We start from the raw sequence: 22,953 nt of genomic DNA, 5'->3' as shown, positions 1-22,953 counted from the left end.
GGGCCCATGATCGCGGTGAACTCGCCCTGGGGGAAGGTGACGCTGACGTTGTCGAGGGCGACGACGCGGGTCTCCCCCTCCCCGTAGACCTTGTTCAGACTGGTGGCGCGGGCGGCCGCCCGACCGGTGTGGACGGCGGTTGCGGGGAACGTCACGGGGACTCCTGGAACGGATTAACGGAATGTTTAACTCCGTAACATCATTCCAAACTGTTCGAACGCGATGCGTATGCCGCGCGGGCGGTCCGCCCCCGCCGACCCGGCGGGTCGGCGGGGGCGTTCTCCTCCTCAGGTATGACCCGAAACCCTGAGGTCCAAGGTCCCCGTCGACGGCTCCCCGAGGGCGCCGGAACCGGGGCCCGCTACTCCACCGCCACACCGAAGGCCGTCGCCAGCCCGGCCAGGCCGTCCGTCACCGACCGGCCCGACGGGCCGAACTCCCAGCCGCCGGAGCCCCGCCGGAACGCCCCGAGCAGCATCGCGCTGTCCGGCACCCCGCCGGTCGCGCCCGCCCAGGCGTCGGGACCGCCCGCGCCGGGACCGTACGCGGCGGCGACCGCCAGCCCGTGCACGTAGCCGAGCGGCAGCGCCGGGGGCTCCTCCTCCTCGGTGGAGACGGCGACCACCACCTCGTCGACGGCGGCCGGCAGCCGGTCCAGGTCCAGCGTCAGCCGGGCCGCCCTGGTCGGCTCGCCCGGCACCGACCGGGTCGGATGCAGCCGGACCGCGCCGTCCGGGTCCTGCGGGCTGTTGAAGAACACGAAGTGCTCGTCGCTCAGCACCCGGCCGCCGGCGCACAGGAAGACCGTCACGTCCAGCTCCACCGGGTCCCCGCCGGCCGTCCGGCTCCGCCAGCTCACCGTGAGGGCGGTCTCGCGCGCCTCCTCCGGCCGGTCGTCCGCCGCGGCGGGCGCGACGACGACGCCGCCGAGCCGGCCGCGCAGGCCCTGCTCGGCGAGCAGCTGGACCAGCTCGGGGCCGCTCACCAGGGTCAGCGGCTTGCCCTCGATGTAGCTGTACGAGCCCGGGCCGAAGCCCGCGGTGGTGACCAGGATGCCCTTGTTCGCGCCGTGGTGGCGGACGGTGGACTCCAGGTCGCGCACGGCCGTCGGCGGCACGGTCCTCTTGTAGCGCTTGGCCTGGATCACGATCTTCCCGCCGGTCACGGGAGTGGGGTCCACCGCCACCACGTCCACCCCGACGTCGCCGCTGCGGGCCGTGGTCATCACCTCGAAGCCGCGCAGCCGGAACAGCTCGGCGATCAGGTCCTCGAAGTCCAGCGGGTCCATCTCGAAGAGGTCGGGATCTCCCTCGCCGTGCCCGGCCAGGCTGCCGCCGACCGCCTCCGGCCGCCGGTCCGGGCGCACCTCGTCCAGCCGCTCAGGGCGCGCCGACAGTCGGCCGCCCAGGCCCTGGAAGCACTCCACCGGGGCCACCCGGTCCAGCGCCAGGCCGGCGAAGCCGGACCGGGCCGCGGTCAGCGTGGAGACGAAGCGCTCGGCCTCCCGGCCGGTCGCCGGGTCGATGCCGAGGACGAAGCCGTTCAGCACCACCGAGTCCAGCAGCCCGTCCCGGTCCGCCCGGAACAGCTCCGCCGCCACCCGCAGCGCCGACTGCGCCAGCACCTCCCGGTACAGCGCCTTGCGCTCCGTCGCCGGACGGGCCACCTCGGCCTCGCGGTCGTCCGACTTCACGTACCGCACCCGGGCGGCGGCCGGCACCACGTCGGGACCCGGCAGCTCCCAGTCCACCACCAGCTGGCGGCTCCCGGCGTCGAAGGCCGCCACCAGCCGGTGCGGGAAGCCCTCCGGCCAGGCCGCCGAGGCGTACAGGCCGGCCGTGAAGTACTCCTGCACCGCCTCCGGCTCACCCGCCCGCAGCCGGCGCAGCAGCTCCTCCGTCCTGGCGCCGAGCTCCTCCTGCTGCCGCCGGGACTGCTCCACCCAGGCCAGGTACTCCCGGTGGTACGCGGCCAGCCGCTGCTGCCGGTCGGCCTCCCCGGTCTGCGCCGCGTACCAGTCCTGCTCGAACCTGGCCCGCGCCTGGGCGAGGTACTGCTCGTACTGCTGCCGCACGCCAGGATTGCGGGCCTGGACCGCGTCCGGCGGCGGCACGAAGTACCGCTCCGAGGACTGGTCCGGCATCGGCACCGGCTCACCCAGTGGACCCGGATCGAACGGCGGCACCGCGCTCGGCGCCAGCAGGGCCTGCGGCCCGAAGGCCGGCGCGGCCAGCCCGGCGGCCAGCAGCCCCTTCAACTCCTCGACCCTGGCGTCCAGTTCGGCCGTTTGCCGGGCCGCCTCCGCCTCCCGCGACTGCTGGTAGGCGCGCTGCGCCTCGCGTTCGCCGCGAGCGGCCGCCTTCTGCGTCTCGCGCTGCTCCCGCTCCCGGCGGCGCTGCTCCGCCGCCTCGGCCCGCAACCGGGCCTCCCCCCGGCGCTGCTGCTGCCGCTGCGCCTCCGCCCAGATCGCCAGCACCCCGCCGCTCCGCCGCCCCGACACCGTCCGTCCACCCCATTCGCTCGCGCCGAACGGCCGCTGCGGCATCGCCTCCCGGCCACGCCGCCGACCGCGCCCGCCACAATAGAACGTGGACACCCCGCCCGGCCAAGCGCCCGCGACCTGCGGGCCTTTCCGGCGGGGGAGGAGGGGTCGGGCGGCACGGGATCTGACACCCCGTCGGAGGGCCGGCCGCCGTTCGTGCGGGCGGCGTGACGGGCGTGATCGGCCCGGCCGGAGCCGGGGGCAGGGGCGGAGAACCGGCGTGGGCCCGTCCGGCGGGGAATCGCCGGACGGGCCCACGGTCCGTCGCGCGGTGCCGTCGCGTCCCGGCCGCCGGCCGGGGCGGCATGGGGTCAGGAGGAGACGGCGTCGGCCTTCTGGATGGTCGCCCCCAGGTCGCACCAGGTGGTCGAGGTGCCGCCGGACTCGGCGCGGTTGCCGTAGTGGGTGTAGTTGCCGTAGCCCGGCTTGTAACAGACGATCCGGCCGGTGAAGGCCGAGCCGACGCAGCGGATCGACGCGCCGGCGTGACCGCCGCTGCCGGTGAAGTAGGACGGCGCGTTGCAGCTCAGCGCGGTGGTGGTGGCCGAGGCCGGCGCCGCGGCCAGGACCAGGCCCGAGGCGGCGAGGGCGAGAGAGCCGGTGGCGGCCGCGACACGCTTGAGAATGCGCATGGTCGTTCCCTTCCCGAAGTGGATCGTCCGTGGGGAGTGCACTGGGAAGGACGCTAGTGACGAGACTTGACGTGGTCACGTCCGCTCGATGCTTCCTCGACCGCGCTTCGAGCGGAGGTCCGGCGGTGCCGGCGGGCGTCGCCGCGGCCGCCCGCCCTGTCGGTGGCACCGGGTAGTCTCGACGGTCACCGACGGCAAGGAGAACCGTGACGATCCCCCCGCAGCACCCGGAGCGGCCGGCCCGCCAGGGCGGCTGGATCTCCACCGGCCTGAGCTGGCGGGACGGCGGCGCCGTGCTCGGGGCCGTGCTCGGCGCCAGGGTGCACGAGCGCGCCGTCACGCCGGGATCGGAGGTCGGCTGGCTGCTGGGCGGCCCGCGCCGCTGCGTCGGGGCCTGGCTGGCCGGGGCGACGGAGCGCACCCCCTGCCCGCACCACGCGGAGATCGACCCGGGCGGCAGCGCGACGCAGTGCCCGGCCTGCCAGAGCGTGGACCGCGGCCTCGCCCTCGCCCGGGACCAGATCCTCGACGACGGCCGCACCTACCTGCTCTACCTCGCCTGGTTCGGCGAGGGCCTGCTCAAGGTCGGCCTGACCGCCGAGCAGCGCGGCGACAGCCGACTGCTCGAACAGGGCGCGCTGGCCTACGCGTTCACCGCCCGCGGCGCCCTGCCGGCGATCCGGCGCGCCGAACTCACCGTCGCCGCCTCGGGCCTGGCCCGCGAGCGGTACAAGTCCCGGCTCAAGACCGACCACTGGTGGTCGCACGGCGACGTCCCGCACCGCCGTACGGTGCTCACCGAGGCCCGCGCCCGGGCGCACCGGCTGCTGGACGGCCACGCCCTGGAGCTGCTCGCCGACCGCCCGGTGGCCGACCACGTCGAGCGCTACGGCCTCGCCGGCGGAGCCCCCGAGACCTACCTGGAGGTCGCCGGACTGGCCGACGGCGCGGTCCTCGCGGGCCGGCTCCGGCCGCCGGTGGGCCGGCACCTCTTCCTCGACCAGGCGGACGGCCCGGGGCCGCTGCTGCTGGACACCCGGCTGCTCACCGGCTGGACGCTCACCCCGGTCACCGGGCGCGGGCCCGAGGGCCTCACCCTGCGCGAGCGCGTCCGCCCGCCGGAGCCGGACACCCAGGAGGCGCTGTTCTGAGCCGTTCCGCCGGAGCCCCTGCCGCCATGGCCACCGCCGTCGCCGTCGCCCCCGGTCACGTCGTCACGGCGTGACCGGGGGCGGGGCCAGGGCGGTCAGCCGCTGATCAGGGCGAGGAGCTGGCTGGCCAGGCCCAGTGCCGGGGCGGCGGCCTCGCCGACGGTGTGCGCCAGGCCGATCAGCTGGAGGAGGGTGCCGCGCCGTCGGTCCGGCTCCTCGGTGGCCGGGTCGCTCAGCACCGGCAGGGCCTCGGTGAAGCTCCGCCGGTCCGCCTCGCGGAGCCGGTCGTCCTCGGCGAGCCCGGCGACCGCGACGGCCAGCCGGGCGAACAGGTCGGCGACCTCGGGCGGCAGGGCCTGCTCCCCGGCCCCTCCGTGGTTGTGCTGGATGCCGATGTGGCCGCTGCCGCCGTGGATGGTGACCCGGTCCCCGTACTGGACGTTCGGGCGCTCGCCCCGCTCGTCGTCGCTCACTTGCTGACCCCCGTGTGCCCCTGGCCGCCGTAGATGTTGACGCTGTCGCCGAACTCGTACCGCCGCAGGTCGACGGTGATGCTCTGGACGATCTGCCGGAATTCGGCCTGCGGATTCTCGATCGCCCTGGTGATGGCCGCCTGGAGGTCGTACGCGGGCTGCGGGGTGTCCCAGGCAAGTACCGCCGTCGGCGGGCCCGCCGTGTCCACGGCCAGCGCGTAGAGGTCGGGGCGGCGCAGCACCGGCCAGGTGAAGATCAGGAAGTAGAGCACCACGACGGCCACCGCGACGGCGATGACCACGCCCGCCCCGGAGCCGCCGCCCGAGCCGTTGCCGAAGTCGCTCGACGACCCGTCGGCCGCGGAGAGCGCCGTCGAGATCGCGAACGCGGGCACGGTGACGATCAGCGCGAAGAAGAGCAGCCGCAGCAGCGCGCGACGCCGGCCGGGCACGATCAGACTGGTGCCGACCCGGGCGACGTTGGCCAGCGGGTACGCCGCCTGTCCGACCCAGAGGATGCGGTTGGTGACCGCGACCAGGGTGGTGGCCGAGGCGCCGTCGGTGGTGCTCGCGAAGGCCGGTGGCGGGACCGCGGTCGCGGGTGGCCTGCCTGGTGGCGGTGGCGGGATGAACGGGGTGGAGCCGGTCTGGCCGGCCCAGGTCGACTCTCTGGGATCGGTCGGCTGCATGGACGATTCCCCCAAGGCTGTCGTGCGCGGGACGACAATTAACCACTACGCTCCGTGGTGGCACAAGTCATTTGCCGCAAAAGGGGGTTGACCGACCGTCGGTTCGCTCGTCCGGGTGACGCCGCTGATCATCCCAGCTTGCTGCGCAGCACCCCGGGCCCGGATCCGGCCCGGCGGGACCGCGGCGGCCGGGACGGACGGACGTCGCGCCGGGCCGGCTGCTCGGCCGCCTCGGCGGCGGCCCGCCCGGCCAGCGCGGCGCGGGCGGCGGCCAGCGCGACCCTGGCGAGCAGCGGGTCCTCCCGGAGGCCGGCCGCGCGCTTGGCGCGCTGGCAGGCGGTGCACCAGACCGGCGAGGCGGGCCCGTCGGGGTACACCATGTCCTCGGGGGGCAGGTAGTGCCCGCCGCACTCGACGCACTCGAAGACGAGCCTCATCCGACGATCACCGTCCCGGATCCGTGGCACCGACCGCAGGGCGACCAGAAGGTGTGGACCCTGGGCACCATGCTTCCCTCCTCGTCCCGTTCGACCGTTGCCTCGGTCTTCTGGGTCCCCCCGGACCCGCCGCAGCCGGAACAGGACTGAACCTCGGGCATATGCCGTCCTTCCGTAGCGGTGACCACCGTAGCGCGATTCTCCGCCGGGAGGCATCGCTCAGGGCGATCCACCACCCGTACGGGTAACGCGAACTCCCGCCGCACGCCCGTGACACGGCGTCGGTCCTCGTCGTAGGCCCCGTGAGTCGTACGCCCCGTGAGTCGTAGGCCCCGTGAGTCGTACGCCCCGTGAGTCGTACGCCCCGTGAGTCGTACGCCCCGTGAGTCGTACGCCCCGTGACACGACGTCGGCCCCCGCCTGAGCACCAGAGCGGGGGCCGACCGTCCGGGGGAGGACGGTACCGGGGGGAGTCGTCAACCGCGGGCGGCCCGCAGGAACTCCCGGTTCATCGCGGCGATGCTGGGCAGCGGGATGCCCTTGGGGCAGGCGGCGGCGCACTCGCCGGTGTTGGTGCAGCCGCCGAAGCCCTCGGCGTCCATGGCCGAGACCATGTCCAGTACCCGGGCCGCCCGCTCCGGCGCGCCCTGCGGCAGCACGTTGAGGTGCACCACCTTGGCGGAGGTGAAGAGCATCGCCGAGCCGTTCGGGCAGGCGGCCACGCAGGCGCCGCAGCCGATGCACTCGGCGTGTTCGAAGGCGGTGTCCGCGGTCTCCTTGGGGACGGGCGTGGCGTGCGCCTCGGGGGCGCTGCCGGTGGGGGCGGTGATGTAGCCGCCGGAGCCGATGATCCGGTCGAAGGCCGAGCGGTCCACCACCAGGTCCCTGACCACCGGGAAGGCCGCCGCCCGCCAGGGCTCGACGTCGATGGTGTCGCCGTCCTGGAAGTGCCGCATGTGCAGCTGGCAGGTGGTGGTGCGCTCGGGGCCGTGGGCCTGGCCGTTGATGACCATGCCGCAGGCGCCGCAGATGCCCTCGCGGCAGTCGTGGTCGAACGCGACGGGCTGGTCGCCGCGGGTGATCAGCTCCTCGTTGAGGGTGTCCAGCATCTCCAGGAAGGACATGTCCGGGCTGATCCCGCCGACCCGGTAGGTGGTCATCGAGCCGGGGGCGTCCGGGCCGGCCTGGCGCCAGATCCGCAGGGTGAGGTTCACGCGTAGCTCCGCTGGGTGGGGTGGACGTGCTCGAAGACGAGGTCCTCGCGGTGGAGGACGGGCGCCTCGCCGGTGGCGGTGAACTCCCAGGCGGCTGCGTAGGAGAAGTCCTCGTCGCGGCGGGCGGCCTCGCCGTCGGGGGTCTGGCTCTCGGTCCTGAAGTGGCCGCCGCAGGACTCGGCGCGGTGCAGCGCGTCCAGGCACATCAGTTCGGCCAGTTCGAGGTAGTCGACCAGCCGGTTGGCCTTCTCCAGCGACTGGTTGAGCTCCTGCCCGGTGCCCGGCACCTTGATCCGGCGCCAGAACTCCTCGCGCAGCCGCGGGATCCGCTCCAGCGCCCGCTTCAGCCCGGCCGCGTCGCGGGCCATCCCGCACTCGTCCCAGAGCAGTTCGCCGAGTTCGCGGTGGAAGGAGTCCGGGGTGCGGTCGCCGTCCACCGCGAGGATCAGGTTGAGCCGGTCCTCGGCCTCGGCCTCCACCTCGGTGAGCACCGGGTGGTCGGCGGGTACGGCCGGCAGCGGGTGGCGGGCCAGGTAGTCGTTGATGGTGGGCGGCAGTACGAAGTAGCCGTCGGCGAGGCCCTGCATCAGGGCGCTGGCGCCGAGCCGGTTGGCGCCGTGGTCGGAGAAGTTGGCCTCGCCGATCGCGAACAGGCCGGGGACGGTGGTCTGGAGGTCGTAGTCGACCCAGAGTCCGCCCATCGTGTAGTGGATCGCCGGGTAGATCCGCATCGGCACCCGGTACGGGTCCTCGGCGGTGATCCGCTCGTACATCTCGAAGAGGTTGCCGTACCTGGCCTCGACGGCGTCCCGGCCCATCCGGCGGATCGCGTCGGCGAAGTCCAGGTAGACGCCCTGGCCGCCGGGGCCGACGCCGCGGCCCTCGTCGCAGACGTTCTTGGCGGCCCGGGAGGCGATGTCGCGCGGCACCAGGTTGCCGAAGGAGGGGTAGATCCGCTCCAGGTAGTAGTCCCGCTCCTCCTCGGGGATCCGCGCCGGCGGGCGGTCGTCGCCCTTGGCCTTGGGCACCCAGATCCGGCCGTCGTTGCGCAGCGACTCGCTCATCAGGGTGAGCTTGGACTGGTGGTCGCCCGAGCGCGGGATGCAGGTCGGGTGGATCTGGGTGAAGCACGGGTTGGCGAAGTACGCGCCGCGCCGGTGCGCCCGCCAGATCGCGGTGGCGTTGGAGTTCTTGGCGTTGGTGGAGAGGTAGAACACGTTGCCGTAGCCGCCGCTGGCGAGCACCACGGCGTCCGCGGTGTAGGAGCGGATCTCGCCGGTGACCAGGTCGCGGGCCACGATGCCGCGGGCCCGGCCGTCGACCACCAGCAGGTCCAGCATCTCGGTGCGCGGGTGCATCTCCACGTTCCCGGCGGCGATCTGCCGGGAGAGCGCCTGGTAGGCGCCGAGCAGCAGCTGCTGGCCGGTCTGGCCGCGGGCGTAGAAGGTGCGGGAGACCTGCACGCCGCCGAAGGAGCGGGTGTCCAGCAGGCCGCCGTACTCGCGGGCGAAGGGCACGCCCTGGGCCACGCACTGGTCGATGATCTCCACCGACACCTCGGCCAGCCGGTGCACGTTGGACTCGCGGGCGCGGAAGTCGCCGCCCTTGACGGTGTCGTAGAACAGCCGGCGGATCGAGTCGCCGTCGTTGCGGTAGTTCTTGGCCGCGTTGATGCCGCCCTGGGCGGCGATCGAGTGGGCCCGCCTGGGGGAGTCCTGGAAGCAGAACTGGACGACGTGGTAGCCCTGTTCGGCGAGGGTGGCGCCGGCCGCGCCGCCGGCCAGGCCGGTGCCGACCACGATCACGGTGTGCTTGCGCCGGTTGGCCGGGTTGACCAGCTTGGCGTCGAACCGCCGCTGGTCCCAGCGCTGTTCGATCGGCCCGCCGGGGGTCCTGGTGTCGGCGACCGGCGCGCCGAGGGTGTAGTCCTGGTAGCTCGTCTCGGCACTGCTCATTTCACGACTCCGGTGATCACGGCGACGGGGACGGACAGGAATCCGGCGGTCAGCACCAGTGCCAGACCGTTCGCGGTCAGCTTCAGCGCCCGCTCGCGGCGGGCGTTGCTCGCGCCGAGGGTCTGCGCGGCGCTCCAGAACCCGTGCCGGATGTGCAGGCCGACGGCCAGCATCGCGACGATGTAGATCACGCAGGAGTACCAGTTCCCGAACGAGGCCACGATGTTCTGGTACGGGCGGCCCGCCTCGGCGGCCGGGTTCACGGTCAGCGTGGTGAGGTCGAGGACGTGCCAGACGATGAACAGCGCCAGGATCACCCCGCCCCAGCGCATCGTCCTGGTCGCGTAGCTCGCCCGGCGGCGCTTGTGCACGTACTTGCTCGGGCGGGCCGCGAGGTCGCGGCGGCTGAGCTGGTACGCGGAGACGCCGTGCAGCACCACGGCGGCCAGCAGGCCGGCCCGGGCGATCCACAGGAACCACTCGTGGCCCAGGAACGGCTGTCCGATGGTGCGCAGCCAGGCCGCGTAGCCGTTGATGTCGTCCGGGCCGGAGAACACCTTGAGGTTCCCCAGCATGTGCGCGACCAGGTACAGCAGCATGACCAGTCCGGTGACGGCCATGACCGCCTTCTTGCCGACGGTCGACCGCCACAGGGTCGCCAGGGTGGACGGATGCCGGGCCGTCCGAGTCGCGGTTGTCATGGCTGCAACGGTAGGGACGGTGGTTCGGGTGCGTCCAAGACATGATGCGGCTCATGACGATAGGCACCGGCTATCGATGCGGCCTATCCTGGCCCTGTGCAGCTCCAGCAACTCCGTTATTTCGTGGCCGTGGCCGAGACCCGGCACTTCACCCGCGCGGCCGACGCGGCGCACGTCGCGCAGCCGTCACTCTCGCAGCAGATCCGGGCGCTGGAGCGGGAGTTGGGTGCCGAACTGTTCCACCGCACCCGGGGCAACATCGCGCTGACCGACGCCGGGGACGCCCTGCTGCCGCTGGCCAGGCGCATCCTGGCGGACACCGAGAGCGCCCGGCTGGCCGTGCAGGAGACGGTGCAGCTGCGCCGCGGCCGGGTCCGGCTCGGGGCGCCGCCGAGCCTGTGCACCAGCCTGGTGCCGGACGTGCTGCGGGTGTTCAGGGACCGCTACCCGGGGGTGCGGCTGGCGGTCCGGGAGGGCGGCTCGCGCGACCTGGTCGGCTGGCTGGCCGCGGGGGAGCTGGATCTCGCGCTGATCATCACCCCGCCGAGCGGGGACCAGGCGCCCGCGCTGGCGGTCACCGAACTGCTGCACGAGGAGCTGGTGCTGGTCGCGGCCGAGCGCGGGCCGGAGCGCGCGGCCGGGCGCAGGGCCCGGGTGACGGAGCTGAAGGGCCGGCCGCTGGTGATGTTCCGGGAGGGCTACGACGTCCGCGAGGCCACCCTGGCGGCCTGCCGGGCGGCCGGGTTCGAGCCGGAGTTCGCGGTGGAGGGCGGTGAGATGGACGCGGTGCTGGGCTTCGTCCGGGCCGGGATCGGGCCGGCCGTCGTCCCCGGCATGGTGGCCGCCCGCTCGGGCCTCGCGGTGACCGCGTTCGCCGGTCCGGGGCTGGGCCGCACCATCGCCGTCGCGCACGGCCACGAGGTGCCGCCCACCCGCGCGGCGGAGGCGCTGCGCGCGACCCTGCTGGCACACCTGCGCGACGCCGCGCGGGACGGCGAACTGCCGCCGGGAACCAGGCTGTTGCTGTGACGCGGAGGGCCGCCCCGGAGCGGCCCTCCGCGCCGGCGGGGCGGTCAGGCCGGCAGCAGGCCCTCGATCGCGGCGGTCAGCTCCGCCGACTCCGGGTCGACGCGCGGGCGCAGCCGGGCCGCCACGGTGCCGTCCGGGGAGATCAGGAACTTCTCGAAGTTCCAGGAGACGTCCCCGGCCTGGCCCTCCTCGTCGGCGACCTCGGTCAGCCGGGCGTACAGCGGGTGCCGGTCCTCGCCGTTGATGTCGATCTTCTCGAACAGCGGGAAGGTGACGCCGTAGGTGGTGGAGCAGAAGGCGCGGATCTCCTCGGCGCTGCCCGGTTCCTGCCCGGCGAACTGGTTGCAGGGGAAGCCCAGCACGGTGAACCCGCGCCCGGCGTAGCGCTGCTGGAGCCGCTCCAGGCCCTCGTACTGCGGGGTCAGGCCGCACTTGGAGGCGACGTTGACGATCAGCAGCGCCTTGCCCTTGTGGTCGGCCAGCGAGGCGGGCTTGCCGTCGAGGGTGCGCAGCGGGATGTCGTACAGGCTCACGGTGGTGGTCCTTCCGGTGGGTCGTCGGCCTCTTCGGGGGCCACGGTAGCGGGCGCCGCCCGGCCGGCGGTGCCCGGCGTGCCGGTGGCCGGGGTGTGCGGGAGCGTGCGGAGCGGTCCGTCCGCCCCCGCACGGCCGGGGTGCGCGTACGGCCACGGCGCCAGTGGCCTGATCGCGGTCGGGGCGTGCCAGGGAGGGTGGCGGGCTTTGGAAGCGTCGGGCGGGGTGGCCGGGCGGCGGGGATTCGCACACCAGGGCGGCCGTCGTGCTGGTGTACCCGGGGAACCGGACGCTCCGCGCCGGGAAGCGGAGCCCGCGTGCGGTGCGGGTGAAGGGAGGGTGCGGGGTGTGGGCCGGCCCCGCCGGCCTGGGTATCGTCGGTGGCACGCCGGGCCCGTGACGTCCAACTGAGGCCGCGGCAGGGGGATTTCGGGCCGTCCGGTGTGTGGGGGAGATCCGGGGCCGGTCCCGTCCAGGACCAGCGCGCCCGGTCCGTCGCATCCGAGCGAGGGACGCACCCCCTGACCGCACCGACCCGACACCCGCCGCCGCGCTCAGGTCCGTCCGGACCCGCGGCCGTCCCGCTGTCGCCGCCCCTCCGCGGTCCCGTCCCCCCGTCCCTGCCCTTCTCCCTGCTCGGCTTCCCCCTGCTCCCCGCCCTTGCAACGGCGCGCCCGCCGCGGCGGCCGCGCGGAAGGAACGTCCCCATGCACTGCTGCACCCCTGCCCGGTCCCTGGCGGTGACCGGGTGAACCCGCCGCCCCACCGGAGCGACAGCCCGCCGGGCCGCCTGCGCGAGCAGGCCCCGCCGGGCCGGCCCCGGACCCCGCTCGCGGCCCTGCGGGCCGTCCCCTGGCGCCACGACCTGCCGGCCTCGCTGGTGGTGTTCCTGGTCGCCCTCCCGCTCTGCGTCGGCGTGGCCGTCGCCTCCGGCGTCCCGGCCGAACTCGGGCTGGTCACCGGGATCGTCGGCGGCCTGGTGGCCGGCCTGCTGCCCGGCAGCAGCCTCCAGGTCAGCGGGCCCGCCGCCGGGCTGACCGTCCTGGTCGCCGACGCCGTCCAGCGCTTCGGCACCGGAGCCCTCGGCGTGCTGGTGCTCGCCACCGGCCTGCTCCAGCTGGCGATGGGCGCCCTGCGGCTCGGCCGCTGGTTCCGGGCGATGTCCGCCTCGGTGGTGCACGGCATGCTGGCCGGCATCGGGCTGACCCTGGTCTTCGGCCAGCTCTACGCGCTCGCCGACCGCCGCGCCCCCGCCACCGGACCGGAGAAGATCGCCGGACTGCCCGCCCTGCTGGCCGACGCGCTGACCGCGTCGGCCAACCCGAGCGCGGTCGCCCTCGGGCTCGGCACCCTGCTGGTCCTGGCCGGCTGGAAGTACCTGCCGGAACGCGCCGCCCGCGCCGTCCCCGCGCCGCTCGCCGCGGTCGGCCTGGCCGCCGCCGTGACCGCCGCCGCCGACCTGCCGGTGGCCAGGGTCCGGGTGGCCGGGCTGCTCGACGTGGTGCACCTGCCCGACCGCGGCTCGCTGACCGTCCTGGCCGGCACCGCCGGGCTCGGCACCGTCGTCGCCTTCACCCTGATCGCCTCCGCCGAGACGCTGTTCAGCGCCGCCGCCGTCGACCGGATGCACCACGGCCCGCGCACCCACTACGACCGCGAACTCACCGCTCAGGGTGTCGGCAACGCCGTCTGCGGGCTGCTCGGCGCGCTGCCGATGACGGCGGTGATCGTGCGCAGCGCGACCAACGTCCAGGCCGGCGCGCGCACCAGGGCCTCGCGGGTGCTGCACGGCGGCTGGCTGCTGCTGTTCACCGCGCTGCTGCCCGGCGTGCTCGAACTCGTCCCGCTCACCGCGCTGGCCGCGGTGCTGGTGCACGCCGGTGCCAAGCTGGTGCCGCTGCGCCGCACCGTCGCGCTCTGCCGGGGGCACCTGGGCGAGGCGCTGGTGCTGGTGGTGACGGCGGCGGCGATCATCGCCACCGACCTGTTCGAGGGGGTGCTGATCGGCATCGGCCTGGCGGTGGCCAAGTCGGCCTGGCAGACCTCGCAGCTCCAGATCGCGGTGGAGGAACAGCCGCAGCCGACCGGGCACCCGTTGCACCGGGTGCGGCTGAGCGGCAATGCCACCTTCCTGCGGCTGCCCCGGCTGCTGGACACCCTGGAACGGCTGCCGGGGGACCGGCCGGTGGAACTGGACTGGTCCGGGCTGCGCCACCTGGACCACGCCTGCACGGTGGCGCTCGCCTCCTGGGCGGACCAGCACCGGGCCCGCGCCAGCGCGCCGCTGGCCGTCGAACCGCCGCTGCCGACCGTCGCCTGACGTCCGGGGCGCGTCTAGCCTGGTCGCCGGGTCCGGTCCGGACCCGGCGACCAGTGCTGTCCACTACAAGGAGCGCAGAACCGTGATCGCAGCCTTTTCGGTGACCCCGCTGGGGATCGGCGAGGACGTGGGTGAGGCGGTGGCCGCCGCCGTCCGGGTGGTGCGGGAGAGTGGGCTCCCGAACCGTACGGACGCCATGTTCACCAGCATCGAGGGGGAGTGGGACGAGGTGATGCCGGTGATCAGGGCGGCGATCGAGGCGGTGAAGGCCCACAGCAACCGGGTGAGCACGGTCATCAAGATCGACGACAGGGCCGGGGTCACCGACGGCCTCACCGCCAAGGTCGCCTCGGTCGAGCGCCACCTGGCCGCGGACGGACCGTCAGACCGTTGACGTCGGCTGGGCGGCCGGTTCGGGCGTGGCGGTCAGGGGCCGGCGGGAGAGCAGCCGGTCCAGGGCGTACGGGCCCGAGCCGAGCGTCGCGATGGCCAGGAAGGCCCAGCAGAACAGCACCGAGGCCTCGCCGCCGTTCTGGATCGGCAGCAGCGCGTGCTCCTGGTGGACGGTGAAGTAGGCGTAGGCCATCGAGCCGGAGCAGAGCAGGGCGGCCACCCTGGTGCCGGCGCCGAGCAGCACCAGGGCGCCGCCGACCAGCTGGATCAGCGCGGCCCACCAGCCGGGCCACTGGCCGAGCGGGACGGTGCCGCCGCCCTTGACGCCGCCGAGCACGCCGAACAGCGAGGCGGCGCCGTGGCAGGCGAAGAGCAGGCCGATGACGATCCGAAACACCGTCAGGAGGACGGGTCTGGCTGCCTCGACGCTCTGCAGGGGGTTGGTGGAGCGGTGTGCGGGCATGGGAAACGCCTCCTGTGGGGGGAGGAGGTGGATGGGATCGGTAAGGGTAGCCTTGGTCTAGTCCACTTGGCAATGCTCCGTCATGGATCAGGTCTGGACCACTTGGCGTCCTTTCTTGACCGACCGATCCGGAAAGGGCTAGCGTTCCCGGCATGGCGCGCACGAAGGAATTCGACCCGGACGCGGCGTTGCAGGCGGCCCTGGAGCTGTTCTGGCAGCGCGGCTACGAGGCCACGTCGATGGCCGACCTGGTCGAGCGGCTCGGCATCGCGAGGGCCAGCGTCTACGCGACCTTCGGCAGCAAGCACGAGCTGTACCTGCGGGCCCTGGAGCGCTACTGCGAGCAGAGCGACTCGGCCCGGCTGCTCGACCTGTCCCAGCCGGGCCCGGCGCTGCCGGCGGTCCGCGCGATGATCCGCCAGTACGCGGCGGCGGACGGTCAGGAGCGCCTGGTCGGCTGCTTCGTCACGAACACGGCGGTGGAGCTGGCCCCGCACGACCCCGCCGCGTCCCGCCGGGTGGAGGCGAGCCTGGACCGCCTGGAGACGCTGCTCACCGCCGCCCTGGTGCGCGCCGCCGCACAGGGCGAACTGCCCGCCGGGCGGGAGCCGCGGGCGCTCGCCCGGATGCTGGTGGTGCTCCTTCAGGGCATCCGGGTGGTGGGCAAGACCGCCGACGGCGGGGTCCGGGCGCGGGACGCGGCGGAACAGGCGCTGACCCTGCTGGACTGACGCTCCGTCGGTTCGGGCCGGCGTCTTCTGCTGTGCCGATTCAAGACCGAATGGTCTATATCGAGGGGAGGGTTTTACATGACTGTCATCTCTACCGGCCGGTACGTCGCAGGGGCGGCGCTCACCGCGATCACGGTCGCCGCCCTGCCCGGGAACCACCACGACACCATCGCCACCACACCCGAAAGCACCGCCCGACTCAAGGAGTTCACCTCATGACCACGCGCTTCGCCGACACGTCCGTCCTGGTCACCGGCGGCGGCAGCGGCATCGGCCGGGCCATCGCGCTCGCCTTCGCCCGGGAGGGCGCCAGGGTCGCGGTCGCCGGCCGCACCGAGGGCCCGCTCGCCGAGACCGTCGAGCTGATCGAGCTGGCCGGCGGCACGGCGGTCGCGCTGACCGGCGACGTGACGGACGCCCGGGATGCCGCCCGGCTGGTCCGTACGACCGTCGAGCGGTTCGGTTCCCTGGACGTCGCGGTCAACAACGCCGGGGTGATCGGCGCCCTCGGCCCGGTCGCCGACATCGACGGGGCCGAGTGGCAGCGGCTGATCGGCGTCAACGTCACCGGGACCCTGCTCGCCATGCAGCAGCAGATCGCCCACATGCGCGCCCACGGCGGCGGCGCGATCGTCAACGTCTCGTCCAACCTGGGCGCCCACAAGCGGATCGCGGGCGTCGGTGCCTACGCCGCCAGCAAGGCCGCGGTCACCGCGCTGACCAGGGCCGCCGCCCTCGACCACATCGCCGAGGGCGTGCGGATCAACACCGTCAGCCCCGGCGCGGTGGACACCCCGATGTCCTCCCGGCCGGGCGAGAACGCGGACACCAAGGCCGAGCGGATGAAGGGCGAGGTCCCGGTCGGCCGGGCCGGCGCGGTGGAGGAGGTGGCCGCCGCGGTGCTGTACCTGGCGTCGCCGGAGGCCGGCTACACCGTCGGCAGCGACCTGGTGCTGGACGGCGGCTCCTCCGCCTGACCGGGGCTTCGCCGCCCGGCCGCGGCCGGCCCTACTCGCCCAGCCACTCCCCGGGCACCGCCTCGTAGAGCGCGTCCAGCGCCTCCGAGGTGCGTGCCCGGGCGATCACCCAGGCCTCCTCGGCCACCCCGACCAGCACCTCGGGCCCCTGGTGCCAGCGGAAGTTGCGTCCCAGCGCGGGCAACTCCCGCAGGCCGTCCGGCAGTTCCTCGTCCAGTTCGAGGAAGTCGGACAGCTCGTGGTCCTCCAGCAGCTTCTCCATCAGCGCCATCACCACGGCCGCCGTCGAGAAGCGCTCCTCCCAGGGCTCCCACCGCTCCTGCGACTTGTCCGCCAGGTCCGGCCGGATCACCGTCGGCGGGTCCTCCAGCGCGAGGTCGTCCAGCAGCACGCCCCAGTGCGCGCACCCCTGGTTCTCCGCCCGGTACACCAGCGCGCCGTCCATCACGCGCAGCTCGTCCGGCGTCAGCAGCACGTCCTGGCTGCTGGTCAGGTCGGCCCGGCGGCCGAACAGCCGGTACGCCTCGCGCAGCGCCGGCGGCAGCCGCAGGCCCAGCCGCCGCTCGGCCGCGTCCAGCTCCGCCTCCGTGAAGCCGTCGCCGGGCCCCAGCGGTTCGCCCCAGTACGCGGCGAAGCCCCTGACGAACGCCCAGGCACCCGCGCGGGAGCGCGCGCTTTCGGCCATTGCGGCAGGGAAATCGAAATCCGTTTCGTCCATCAGCGCACCGTACGACACCCCGGTGACAACCCGCCGAACCGCCCGACCGCCCGTCCGGGCACGACCTGCCGGACCTGACGCGAACGCGTAATCCCGGCGACACCCGCTGATCACCACGGGGTTCCCACGGCGTCGTGTGGGCAGGACACGGTTTCGGCCGGAACCGACGTCACGAAAGGCGGACGCGCGACAGATGCCGACCGCACCGCACACCGAGCCCCTCCCGGGCCGCCGCCCACGAGCGCACCGGGGAGGCCGCTGGGGCGAGCACGGGCTCGCCTGGGCCTTCCTGCTGCCCTCGCTGGTGGTCTTCGTCCTCTTCATCGGCTACCCGCTGTGGCGGACCGTCTACCTGAGCGGACACGCCAACGACCTCTTCGGCGCGCCCTCCCGCTACGTGGGGACGAAGCACTACACCGACCTGTTCGCCTCCGCCGACTTCGGCCGCACCCTGGTGACCACGGCACTGTTCACGCTGTTCACCGTGGTGCCCGGCGTGCTCGGCGCCCTGGCGCTGGTCCTGCTCCTGGAGAACCGGATCCGCGGCGTGCGGCTGCTCCGCTCGGTCTTCGCGCTGCCCTTCGCCTTCTCGGTGGCCAGCGCCTCGGTGGTCTTCGCGGTGTTCTTCAACCCCGCCAGCGGGGTGCTCAACGGCCTGCTCTCGCGCGTCGGCCTCGGCCCGGTCGGCTGGCTGACCGACTCCCGCTACGCGCTGGTCTCGGTGGCCGTCACCACGGTCTGGATGAACCTCGGTTACAACGTGCTGGTGCTCTCCGCGGGCATCGGCTCGATCCCGGGGGAGGTCGTGGAGGCGGCCCGCATCGACGGCGCCTCCGGCCTGCGGCTGGCCCGCTCGATCACTATCCCGATGCTCGGTCCGAACCTGTTCTTCCTGACCGTGGTCTCCACCGTCCACGCGCTCCAGAGCTTCGGCCAGATCCACATCCTCACCAAGGGCGGGCCCGACGGCTCCACCCGGACCCTCGTCTACTCCGTCTACGAGAAGGCCTTCGCCTACGGCTCCAGCGACTTCGGCACCGCGAGCGCCCAGGCCGTGGTGCTGCTCGTGGTCGTCCTCGCCTGCACGGCCGTCCAGTTCGGCGTCCTGGAGCGGAAGGTGCACTACGCATGACCACACTGACCACCGGCACCACGACGGAGACCGAGGCGCCCCGCCCGCGCCCCCGCGCCCTCGCCGGGCGCTCCCCGCGCGACCTGCTCGGCCGCGCCGCCGTCTACCTGCTGCTCGCCGTCGCCATGGTCACCGTGGCCTTCCCGGTCTACTACGCGATCGCCGGCGCCTTCATGGGCCCGTCCGAACTCTCGTCCTACCCGCCGGCGCTGGTGCCGCACTCGGTCACCGGGCGGAACTTCTCCGGCGCCGTGGAGGCCATCCCGCTGGCCCGCCAGTACGCCAACTCGGCGCTCGTGGCGACCGGGATCACCCTCGCCCAGCTGTTCACCTCGGTGCTCGCCGCGTACGCCTTCGTCTTCCTGCCGATGAAGGCGCGGGCCGCGGTGTTCGGGGTGTTCCTGGCCACCCTGATGGTCCCGTGGGAGGCCATCATCATCCCCAACTACCTGACGCTGTCCGACTGGGGGCTCGGCAACACCTACTTCGGCCTGATGCTGCCCTTCCTGGCCTCCGGCTTCGGCACCTTCATGCTCCGCCAGGCCTTCCGCCAGCTGCCCGGCGAACTGCGCGACGCCGCCAGGATCGACGGGGCCGGCCACTGGCGGTTCCTGTGGCGGATCGTCGTCCCGCTGAACAAGCCGGCCATCGCCGCGCTGTCGATCTACGTCTTCCTGTCGGCCTGGAACCAGTACTTCTGGCCGCTGATCATCACCCGCACGGCGGACATGCAGACCCTCCAGATCGGGCTGACCTCGCTGCGCGACGCCGAGATGGCCGACCCCGGGCTGATCCTGGCCGGCGTCGTGCTCTCCCTGCTGCCCACCCTCGCCCTGGTGGTCTTCGGCCAGCGCTTCATCGTCCGCGGCCTCACCGCGGGCGCGGTCCGCTGACCCCCGTCCCGTCCACGTCCCTCCCCTGGACGCTCCGTCCTCCCGGAAAGAGAGAGAACCCTCGTGAAGAAGAGTGCGCGCGCGCTCGCGGCCCTGCTGGTGGCCGGCCTGTCCCTGACCGCCTGTAGCTCCGGTGGCTCCGGCTCCGGTTCGGGCGGCTCCTCCGACGCCGGCGCGCCCGGCGCCCAGGCGCTCGACCAGGCCTCCGGTGTCACCACCGTGGAGTTCTGGCACTCGATGACCGGAAAGAACGCGGAGGTGCTGAACGGGCTGGTCGGCCAGTTCAACGCCGCCCACCCGGGCAAGATCGAGGTCAAGGCGCAGTTCCAGGGCAAGTACGACGAGCTGGTCACCAAGTACAAGGCCGCGGTGCAGCAGAAGGGCACCCCCGCCCTGGCGCAGGTCTACGACATCGGCACCCGGTTCATGATCGACTCCAAGCAGACCGTCCCGGCGCAGGCCTTCGCCGACAAGGACGGCTACGCGCTGGACGACCTGGACGCCAACATCCGCAACTACTACTCGGTCGGCGGCAAGCTCCAGTCGATGCCGTTCAACTCCTCGATGCCGCTGCTCTACCTGAACGAGGACGCCTTCAAGGAGGCCGGCCTCGACCCGGCCCAGGCGCCCAAGGACCTGAACGAGCTGGGCGAGCTGGCCAGGAAGCTGACCAGGAAGGACGGCGACAAGACCGTCAGGTACGGCTTCGGCGCGGCCATCTACGGCTGGTTCGTCGAGCAGCTGCTGGCCGAGTCCGGCGCCATGTACTGCGACAACGACAACGGCCGCAGCAACAAGGCGGGCAAGGTCGTCTTCGACTCCGCCCAGGGCGCCCAGATCGTCCAGTGGTGGGCCGACCTGGTCAAGGGCGGCTACGCGGCCAACACCGGCCGCAACACCGACGACGCCCAGGCCGCCTTCAAGGCCGGGACGGTCGCCATGCACCTGGAGTCCACCGGTGTGCTGCGCGGCTACACCGAGGCCGCGAAGTTCGGCGTCGGCACCGCGGCCTTCCCGAAGGTGAACGCCGCTGACCAGGGCGGCCCGGTGATCGGCGGCGCTTCGCTGTGGATCAGCGGCCCCGGCCACTCGGACGCCGAGAAGCGCGCCGCCTGGGAGTTCGAGAAGTTCGTCTCCGCCCCCGAGCAGCAGGCCGTCTGGCACACCGGCACCGGCTACTTCCCGGTCAACAAGAAGTCCCTGGACGACCCCAAGGACAAGGAGTGGGTGGCCAAGTACCCGCAGTTCCAGACCGCGATCGACCAGCTCAAGGCGACCAAGCCGACCCCGGCCACGGCCGGCTGCCTGCTCGGCGTGATGCCGCAGGCCCGCAAGGGCGTGGAGACCGCGATCGAGCAGACCATCGCGGGCACCAAGCCGGCCCAGCAGGCCCTGGCGGACGCGGCGAAGGAGCTCCAGCCGGCGATCGAGAGCTACAACAGCTCGGTCGGCTGAGCCGTCCGGACCGCGGCACGACGGCGGCCCGCCCGGCGCACCACGCGCGGGGCGGGCCGCCGTCGTACGGGGTGGGCGCCCAGCGGCGCGCTACGCGGAGAGCGCCTCGCCCTCCGCCGGGGGCGCGCACGCGGCGGCCAGTTCGTCCAGCGACAGGTCGAGTGCGAAGGCCAGTGCCGCGATGGTGAAGAAGGACGGCGTCGGCGCCCGGCCGGTCTCGATCTTCCGCAGCGTCTCCGCCGAGACGCCGGCCACCGCCGCCACCTCGACCATGCTGCGTCCGCCGCGCGCCTCGCGGAGCAGCGCCCCGAAGTGCTCGCCGCGCTCGCGCTCCCACGGGGTCAGCGGAGTCCTCACCATGCCGACGAGTCTAGGGCCTCTCGCCGGGGGCGCCGCGGGAGTGGCCGTCCGCGCCCCGCGAGCGTGATACAAATACCGGTATAAGAATTGGATTCAGGGGAGAGGCGCACCATGGTCGAACTCAAGTCGGACACCGCGTTGGCCGCGATGCGCGAGGCCGGACGGGTGGTGGCGGACGCACTGGCGGCCGTCCGGGAACAGGCGGCGGCCGGCGTCAGCCTGCTGGAGCTGGACGAGGTCGCCCGGGGCGTCCTCAAGGCCGCCGGAGCGACCTCGCCGTTCCTCGGCTACCGCCCGGCCTTCGCACCCGTCCCGTTCCCGGCCGTCATCTGCGCCTCGGTGAACGACGCCGTGGTGCACGGCATCCCGGACGGCTACCGGCTGCGCGACGGCGACCTGGTGAGCATCGACTGCGGCGCCCTCCTGGACGGCTGGGCCGGGGACTCGGCGGTCAGCTTCACCGTCGGCACCGCCCGTCCCGAGGACACCGCCCTGATCGAGACCGCCCGGCGCGCCCTGGAGGCGGGCATCGCCGCCGCCGTGGCCGGCAACCGGACCGGGGACATCGCCCACGCCATCGGCACCGTCGCCCGGGCCGGCCGGTACGGCCTGCTGGACGGCTACGGCGGGCACGGCATCGGCCGCCGGATGCACGAGGACCCGCACGTGGCCAACGAGGGCCGCCCGGGACGGGGTTACCCGCTGCGCCCCGGCCTGGTGCTGGCGATCGAGCCGATGCTGCTGGCCGGCGGCCGCGACGACCACCGCACCGACCCGGACGGCTGGACCCTGCGCACCACCGACGGCAGCCGGGCCGCCCACGTGGAACACACCGTCGCCATCACCGAGGACGGGCCGCGCATCCTCACCCTGCCCTGACCCGACCCTGCCCTGACCCGACCCTGCCCTGACCCGGAACGCCGGACGGCCGGGCGGGGCGCCGCTAGGCTCGCCGTCATGATCAAAGCTGTGATGTTCGACTTCTCCGGCACCCTGCTCAGGGTGGTCTCCACCGCGGAGTGGCTGGCGGCCCACACCGCCGCCACCGGCCTCGGCCTGACCGCCCGGGAGGAGGCCGAACTGGTGGCCAGGCTGGAGGAGTTCGGCGCACTGCCCGGCGGGGTGGTGCCGCGCCGCATCCCACCGGAGGTCCAGGAGGCCTGGGACACCAGGGACCTGACCCCCGAGCTGCACCGCACCGCGTACACCGCGCTGACCCGTGCCGCCGAGCCGCCCGCGGGCCTCGACGTGGACGCCCTCTACGACTCCCACATCGCGCCCGGGAGCTGGCGCCCGTACCCGGACGCGCTCCCCGTGCTGCGCGAGCTGCGCCGCCGGGGCCTGCCGGTCGCGGTGGTGAGCAACGTCGGCTGGGACCTGCGTCCGATCTTCCGCGCGCACGGCCTGGACGAACTGGTCGACGTCTACGTGCTGTCCTGCGAGGTCGGCGCCCAGAAGCCCGACCCGGTGATCTTCGAGACCGCCTGCGAACGCCTCGGCCTGGCCCCGTCCGACGTGCTGATGGTGGGTGACGACCGCACCTGCGACGGCGGCGCGACCGCGCTCGGCTGCGCCTTCCACCCCGTCGACCACCTGCCCGTCGACCTGCGCCCGGACGCCCTGACCGCGCTGCTCGCCGTCCTGCCCGGGTGACCGGGGAGGCCGCCCGGCCGGGGTGAGGCAGGACACGGGGTGGCGCCCGGCGGCCGGGAGTACCGTGCGGGGCATGAGCGATCAGGACTTCACCACGCACGTCACCGTCCGCGGGTACGAGACCGACACCCAGGGCCACCTCAACCAGGCGGTCTACCTCCAGTACGCCGAGCACGCCCGCTGGGAGTACCTGCGGGCGGCCGGGATCCGCCAGGCGGACCTGGTCGCCGCGGGGGTGGGCCCGGTGGTCCTGGAGACCACGGTCAAGTACCTGCGGGAGCTGCGCGCGGGCGACGCGGTGGAGGTCAGCTGCTCGTTCAGCTGGCGGGAGGGCAAGACCTTCCAGGTGGTGCAGCGGCTGGTCCGCGAGGACGGTGTGCTGGCCGCCGAGATCACCGGCGTCGGCGGCATCCTCGACCTGGCGGAGCGCCGGCTGGTCGCCGACCCGCGCGAACCGCTGCGCGCCCTCGCCGCCGACCCGGGGCTGCTCGGCCTCTGACCC

25 protein-coding genes and 1 pseudogene are annotated in these 22,953 nt (G+C 73.7%); 13 read left to right on the top strand and 13 right to left on the bottom strand.

Annotation, left to right across the window (positions count from 1 at the left end; genetic code table 11):
- From ACZ7C5_RS19905 to ACZ7C5_RS19895, 3 genes and pseudogenes are all read right to left on the bottom strand, one after another.
- A pseudogene (locus ACZ7C5_RS19905) lies at nt 1-155 on the bottom strand (ABC transporter ATP-binding protein); the annotation flags it as partial.
- 206 nt (nt 156-361) lie between these two features.
- Nucleotides 362-2,476 (bottom strand): restriction endonuclease, encoded by a 2,115-nt coding sequence (locus ACZ7C5_RS19900; RefSeq protein WP_401086764.1) that lies wholly within the window; start codon nt 2,474-2,476, stop codon nt 362-364.
- Between the two features lie 377 nt (nt 2,477-2,853).
- The gene (locus tag ACZ7C5_RS19895; protein ID WP_401086760.1) at nt 2,854-3,174 is read right to left on the bottom strand and encodes a hypothetical protein; all 321 of its coding nucleotides are present in this window, start codon (nt 3,172-3,174) and stop codon (nt 2,854-2,856) included.
- Nucleotides 3,175-3,380: 206 nt separating this feature from the next.
- Between ACZ7C5_RS19895 and ACZ7C5_RS19890 the strand changes: the two genes are divergently transcribed.
- Entirely contained in the window at nt 3,381-4,325 is a 945-nt protein-coding gene (locus ACZ7C5_RS19890; protein WP_401086757.1) for a DUF2797 domain-containing protein, read from the top strand.
- A gap of 95 nt (nt 4,326-4,420) precedes the next feature.
- Here ACZ7C5_RS19890 and ACZ7C5_RS19885 read toward each other — a convergent pair whose 3' ends face one another.
- From ACZ7C5_RS19885 to ACZ7C5_RS19860, 6 genes are all read right to left on the bottom strand, one after another.
- Nucleotides 4,421-4,798 (bottom strand): hypothetical protein, encoded by a 378-nt coding sequence (locus ACZ7C5_RS19885; RefSeq protein WP_401086754.1) that lies wholly within the window; start codon nt 4,796-4,798, stop codon nt 4,421-4,423.
- Nucleotides 4,795-5,487: a DUF6232 family protein gene (locus tag ACZ7C5_RS19880; protein ID WP_401086752.1), complete on the bottom strand. Its 693-nt coding sequence runs from the start codon at nt 5,485-5,487 to the stop codon at nt 4,795-4,797. Before ACZ7C5_RS19880 ends, ACZ7C5_RS19885 begins: the two co-directional genes overlap by 4 nt.
- 128 nt (nt 5,488-5,615) lie before the next feature.
- The gene (locus ACZ7C5_RS19875; protein WP_401086749.1) at nt 5,616-5,924 is read right to left on the bottom strand and encodes a hypothetical protein; all 309 of its coding nucleotides are present in this window, start codon (nt 5,922-5,924) and stop codon (nt 5,616-5,618) included.
- Between the two features lie 476 nt (nt 5,925-6,400).
- Nucleotides 6,401-7,138, bottom strand: coding sequence for a succinate dehydrogenase/fumarate reductase iron-sulfur subunit (locus ACZ7C5_RS19870; protein WP_401086746.1), 738 nt, complete (start codon nt 7,136-7,138; stop codon nt 6,401-6,403).
- Nucleotides 7,135-9,093 carry a fumarate reductase/succinate dehydrogenase flavoprotein subunit gene (locus ACZ7C5_RS19865; protein WP_470323113.1) on the bottom strand — a complete coding sequence of 653 codons (1,959 nt, stop codon included), beginning with the start codon at nt 9,091-9,093 and terminating at the stop codon, nt 7,135-7,137. The genes ACZ7C5_RS19870 and ACZ7C5_RS19865 overlap by 4 nt, the downstream gene beginning before the upstream one ends.
- The gene (locus ACZ7C5_RS19860) at nt 9,090-9,794 is read right to left on the bottom strand and encodes a succinate dehydrogenase cytochrome b subunit (RefSeq protein ID WP_401086740.1); all 705 of its coding nucleotides are present in this window, start codon (nt 9,792-9,794) and stop codon (nt 9,090-9,092) included. The genes ACZ7C5_RS19865 and ACZ7C5_RS19860 overlap by 4 nt, the downstream gene beginning before the upstream one ends.
- 96 nt (nt 9,795-9,890) lie before the next feature.
- On the opposite strand from ACZ7C5_RS19860, the gene ACZ7C5_RS19855 reads away from it, so the two are divergent.
- Nucleotides 9,891-10,823, top strand: a complete 933-nt coding sequence (locus ACZ7C5_RS19855; protein ID WP_401086737.1) for a LysR family transcriptional regulator — start codon at nt 9,891-9,893, stop codon at nt 10,821-10,823.
- A gap of 44 nt (nt 10,824-10,867) precedes the next feature.
- On the opposite strand, the gene ACZ7C5_RS19850 is transcribed toward ACZ7C5_RS19855, so the two are convergent.
- Nucleotides 10,868-11,356: a glutathione peroxidase gene (locus ACZ7C5_RS19850; protein ID WP_401086735.1), complete on the bottom strand. Its 489-nt coding sequence runs from the start codon at nt 11,354-11,356 to the stop codon at nt 10,868-10,870.
- Nucleotides 11,357-12,194: 838 nt separating this feature from the next.
- On the opposite strand from ACZ7C5_RS19850, the gene ACZ7C5_RS19845 reads away from it, so the two are divergent.
- Both ACZ7C5_RS19845 and ACZ7C5_RS19840 read left to right on the top strand, forming a co-directional pair.
- Nucleotides 12,195-13,676, top strand: coding sequence for a SulP family inorganic anion transporter (locus ACZ7C5_RS19845; protein WP_470323120.1), 1,482 nt, complete (start codon nt 12,195-12,197; stop codon nt 13,674-13,676).
- Nucleotides 13,677-13,758: 82 nt separating this feature from the next.
- The gene (locus tag ACZ7C5_RS19840) at nt 13,759-14,070 is read left to right on the top strand and encodes an MTH1187 family thiamine-binding protein (RefSeq protein WP_401086732.1); all 312 of its coding nucleotides are present in this window, start codon (nt 13,759-13,761) and stop codon (nt 14,068-14,070) included.
- Here the strand turns inward: ACZ7C5_RS19840 and ACZ7C5_RS19835 are convergent.
- Nucleotides 14,059-14,532, bottom strand: a complete 474-nt coding sequence (locus ACZ7C5_RS19835; protein WP_470323112.1) for a DoxX family protein — start codon at nt 14,530-14,532, stop codon at nt 14,059-14,061. The two genes, ACZ7C5_RS19840 and ACZ7C5_RS19835, sit on opposite strands and share 12 nt — an antisense overlap.
- A gap of 152 nt (nt 14,533-14,684) precedes the next feature.
- Here ACZ7C5_RS19835 and ACZ7C5_RS19830 point away from each other — a divergent pair, with 152 nt between their 5' ends.
- From ACZ7C5_RS19830 to ACZ7C5_RS19820, 3 genes are all read left to right on the top strand, one after another.
- Entirely contained in the window at nt 14,685-15,263 is a 579-nt protein-coding gene (locus ACZ7C5_RS19830; RefSeq protein WP_401086726.1) for a TetR/AcrR family transcriptional regulator, read from the top strand.
- Nucleotides 15,264-15,341: 78 nt separating this feature from the next.
- Nucleotides 15,342-15,482, top strand: a complete 141-nt coding sequence (locus tag ACZ7C5_RS19825; protein ID WP_401086723.1) for a hypothetical protein — start codon at nt 15,342-15,344, stop codon at nt 15,480-15,482.
- Nucleotides 15,479-16,240 carry an SDR family NAD(P)-dependent oxidoreductase gene (locus tag ACZ7C5_RS19820; RefSeq protein ID WP_401086720.1) on the top strand — a complete coding sequence of 254 codons (762 nt, stop codon included), beginning with the start codon at nt 15,479-15,481 and terminating at the stop codon, nt 16,238-16,240. Before ACZ7C5_RS19825 ends, ACZ7C5_RS19820 begins: the two co-directional genes overlap by 4 nt.
- A 31-nt stretch (nt 16,241-16,271) precedes the next feature.
- Here the strand turns inward: ACZ7C5_RS19820 and ACZ7C5_RS19815 are convergent, their stop codons facing one another.
- Nucleotides 16,272-16,925, bottom strand: a complete 654-nt coding sequence (locus tag ACZ7C5_RS19815) for an SMI1/KNR4 family protein (protein WP_470323111.1) — start codon at nt 16,923-16,925, stop codon at nt 16,272-16,274.
- Between the two features lie 226 nt (nt 16,926-17,151).
- Between ACZ7C5_RS19815 and ACZ7C5_RS19810 the strand changes: the two genes are divergently transcribed.
- The 3 genes from ACZ7C5_RS19810 (at nt 17,152) to ACZ7C5_RS19800 (ending at nt 20,438) form a co-directional block, all read left to right on the top strand.
- The gene (locus tag ACZ7C5_RS19810; protein WP_470323110.1) at nt 17,152-18,090 is read left to right on the top strand and encodes a carbohydrate ABC transporter permease; all 939 of its coding nucleotides are present in this window, start codon (nt 17,152-17,154) and stop codon (nt 18,088-18,090) included.
- Nucleotides 18,087-18,983, top strand: coding sequence for a carbohydrate ABC transporter permease (locus ACZ7C5_RS19805; RefSeq protein ID WP_188299642.1), 897 nt, complete (start codon nt 18,087-18,089; stop codon nt 18,981-18,983). The genes ACZ7C5_RS19810 and ACZ7C5_RS19805 overlap by 4 nt, the downstream gene beginning before the upstream one ends.
- Nucleotides 18,984-19,046: 63 nt before the next feature.
- Nucleotides 19,047-20,438 carry an ABC transporter substrate-binding protein gene (locus ACZ7C5_RS19800; RefSeq protein WP_401086713.1) on the top strand — a complete coding sequence of 464 codons (1,392 nt, stop codon included), beginning with the start codon at nt 19,047-19,049 and terminating at the stop codon, nt 20,436-20,438.
- Between the two features lie 90 nt (nt 20,439-20,528).
- Here ACZ7C5_RS19800 and ACZ7C5_RS19795 read toward each other — a convergent pair whose 3' ends face one another.
- Nucleotides 20,529-20,798, bottom strand: a complete 270-nt coding sequence (locus tag ACZ7C5_RS19795) for a helix-turn-helix domain-containing protein (RefSeq protein WP_188299640.1) — start codon at nt 20,796-20,798, stop codon at nt 20,529-20,531.
- Nucleotides 20,799-20,909: 111 nt separating this feature from the next.
- On the opposite strand from ACZ7C5_RS19795, the gene map reads away from it, so the two are divergent.
- The 3 genes from map (at nt 20,910) to ACZ7C5_RS19780 (ending at nt 22,950) form a co-directional block, all read left to right on the top strand.
- Nucleotides 20,910-21,677, top strand: a complete 768-nt coding sequence (gene map / locus ACZ7C5_RS19790; RefSeq protein WP_401086709.1) for a type I methionyl aminopeptidase — start codon at nt 20,910-20,912, stop codon at nt 21,675-21,677.
- 78 nt (nt 21,678-21,755) lie between these two features.
- Complete coding sequence (locus ACZ7C5_RS19785; RefSeq protein WP_401086706.1) at nt 21,756-22,451, top strand: HAD family hydrolase; 696 nt, start codon at nt 21,756-21,758, stop codon at nt 22,449-22,451.
- A gap of 73 nt (nt 22,452-22,524) precedes the next feature.
- Entirely contained in the window at nt 22,525-22,950 is a 426-nt protein-coding gene (locus tag ACZ7C5_RS19780) for an acyl-CoA thioesterase (protein ID WP_188299636.1), read from the top strand.
- Nucleotides 22,951-22,953: the final 3 nt, after the last annotated feature.

This window comes from Kitasatospora sp. NPDC036993, assembly GCF_055607525.1.
The sequence above is the reverse complement of the archived record's forward strand: the minus strand, read 5'-3'. Positions and strand labels throughout refer to the sequence as shown.

Coding starts and splice junctions, on each gene's coding strand:
- ACZ7C5_RS19895 (WP_401086760.1), bottom strand. CDS start 3,174: ATGCGCATTCTCAAGCGTGTCGCGGCCGCCACCGGCTCTCTCGCCCTC.
- ACZ7C5_RS19880 (WP_401086752.1), bottom strand. CDS start 5,487: ATGCAGCCGACCGATCCCAGAGAGTCGACCTGGGCCGGCCAGACCGGC.
- ACZ7C5_RS19875 (WP_401086749.1), bottom strand. CDS start 5,924: ATGAGGCTCGTCTTCGAGTGCGTCGAGTGCGGCGGGCACTACCTGCCC.
- ACZ7C5_RS19865 (WP_470323113.1), bottom strand. CDS start 9,093: ATGAGCAGTGCCGAGACGAGCTACCAGGACTACACCCTCGGCGCGCCG.
- ACZ7C5_RS19860 (WP_401086740.1), bottom strand. CDS start 9,794: ATGACAACCGCGACTCGGACGGCCCGGCATCCGTCCACCCTGGCGACC.
- ACZ7C5_RS19835 (WP_470323112.1), bottom strand. CDS start 14,532: ATGCCCGCACACCGCTCCACCAACCCCCTGCAGAGCGTCGAGGCAGCC.
- ACZ7C5_RS19830 (WP_401086726.1), top strand. CDS start 14,685: ATGGCGCGCACGAAGGAATTCGACCCGGACGCGGCGTTGCAGGCGGCC.
- ACZ7C5_RS19825 (WP_401086723.1), top strand. CDS start 15,342: ATGACTGTCATCTCTACCGGCCGGTACGTCGCAGGGGCGGCGCTCACC.
- ACZ7C5_RS19820 (WP_401086720.1), top strand. CDS start 15,479: ATGACCACGCGCTTCGCCGACACGTCCGTCCTGGTCACCGGCGGCGGC.
- ACZ7C5_RS19815 (WP_470323111.1), bottom strand. CDS start 16,925: ATGGCCGAAAGCGCGCGCTCCCGCGCGGGTGCCTGGGCGTTCGTCAGG.
- ACZ7C5_RS19810 (WP_470323110.1), top strand. CDS start 17,152: ATGCCGACCGCACCGCACACCGAGCCCCTCCCGGGCCGCCGCCCACGA.
- ACZ7C5_RS19805 (WP_188299642.1), top strand. CDS start 18,087: ATGACCACACTGACCACCGGCACCACGACGGAGACCGAGGCGCCCCGC.
- ACZ7C5_RS19795 (WP_188299640.1), bottom strand. CDS start 20,798: ATGGTGAGGACTCCGCTGACCCCGTGGGAGCGCGAGCGCGGCGAGCAC.
- map (WP_401086709.1), top strand. CDS start 20,910: ATGGTCGAACTCAAGTCGGACACCGCGTTGGCCGCGATGCGCGAGGCC.
- ACZ7C5_RS19785 (WP_401086706.1), top strand. CDS start 21,756: ATGATCAAAGCTGTGATGTTCGACTTCTCCGGCACCCTGCTCAGGGTG.
- ACZ7C5_RS19780 (WP_188299636.1), top strand. CDS start 22,525: ATGAGCGATCAGGACTTCACCACGCACGTCACCGTCCGCGGGTACGAG.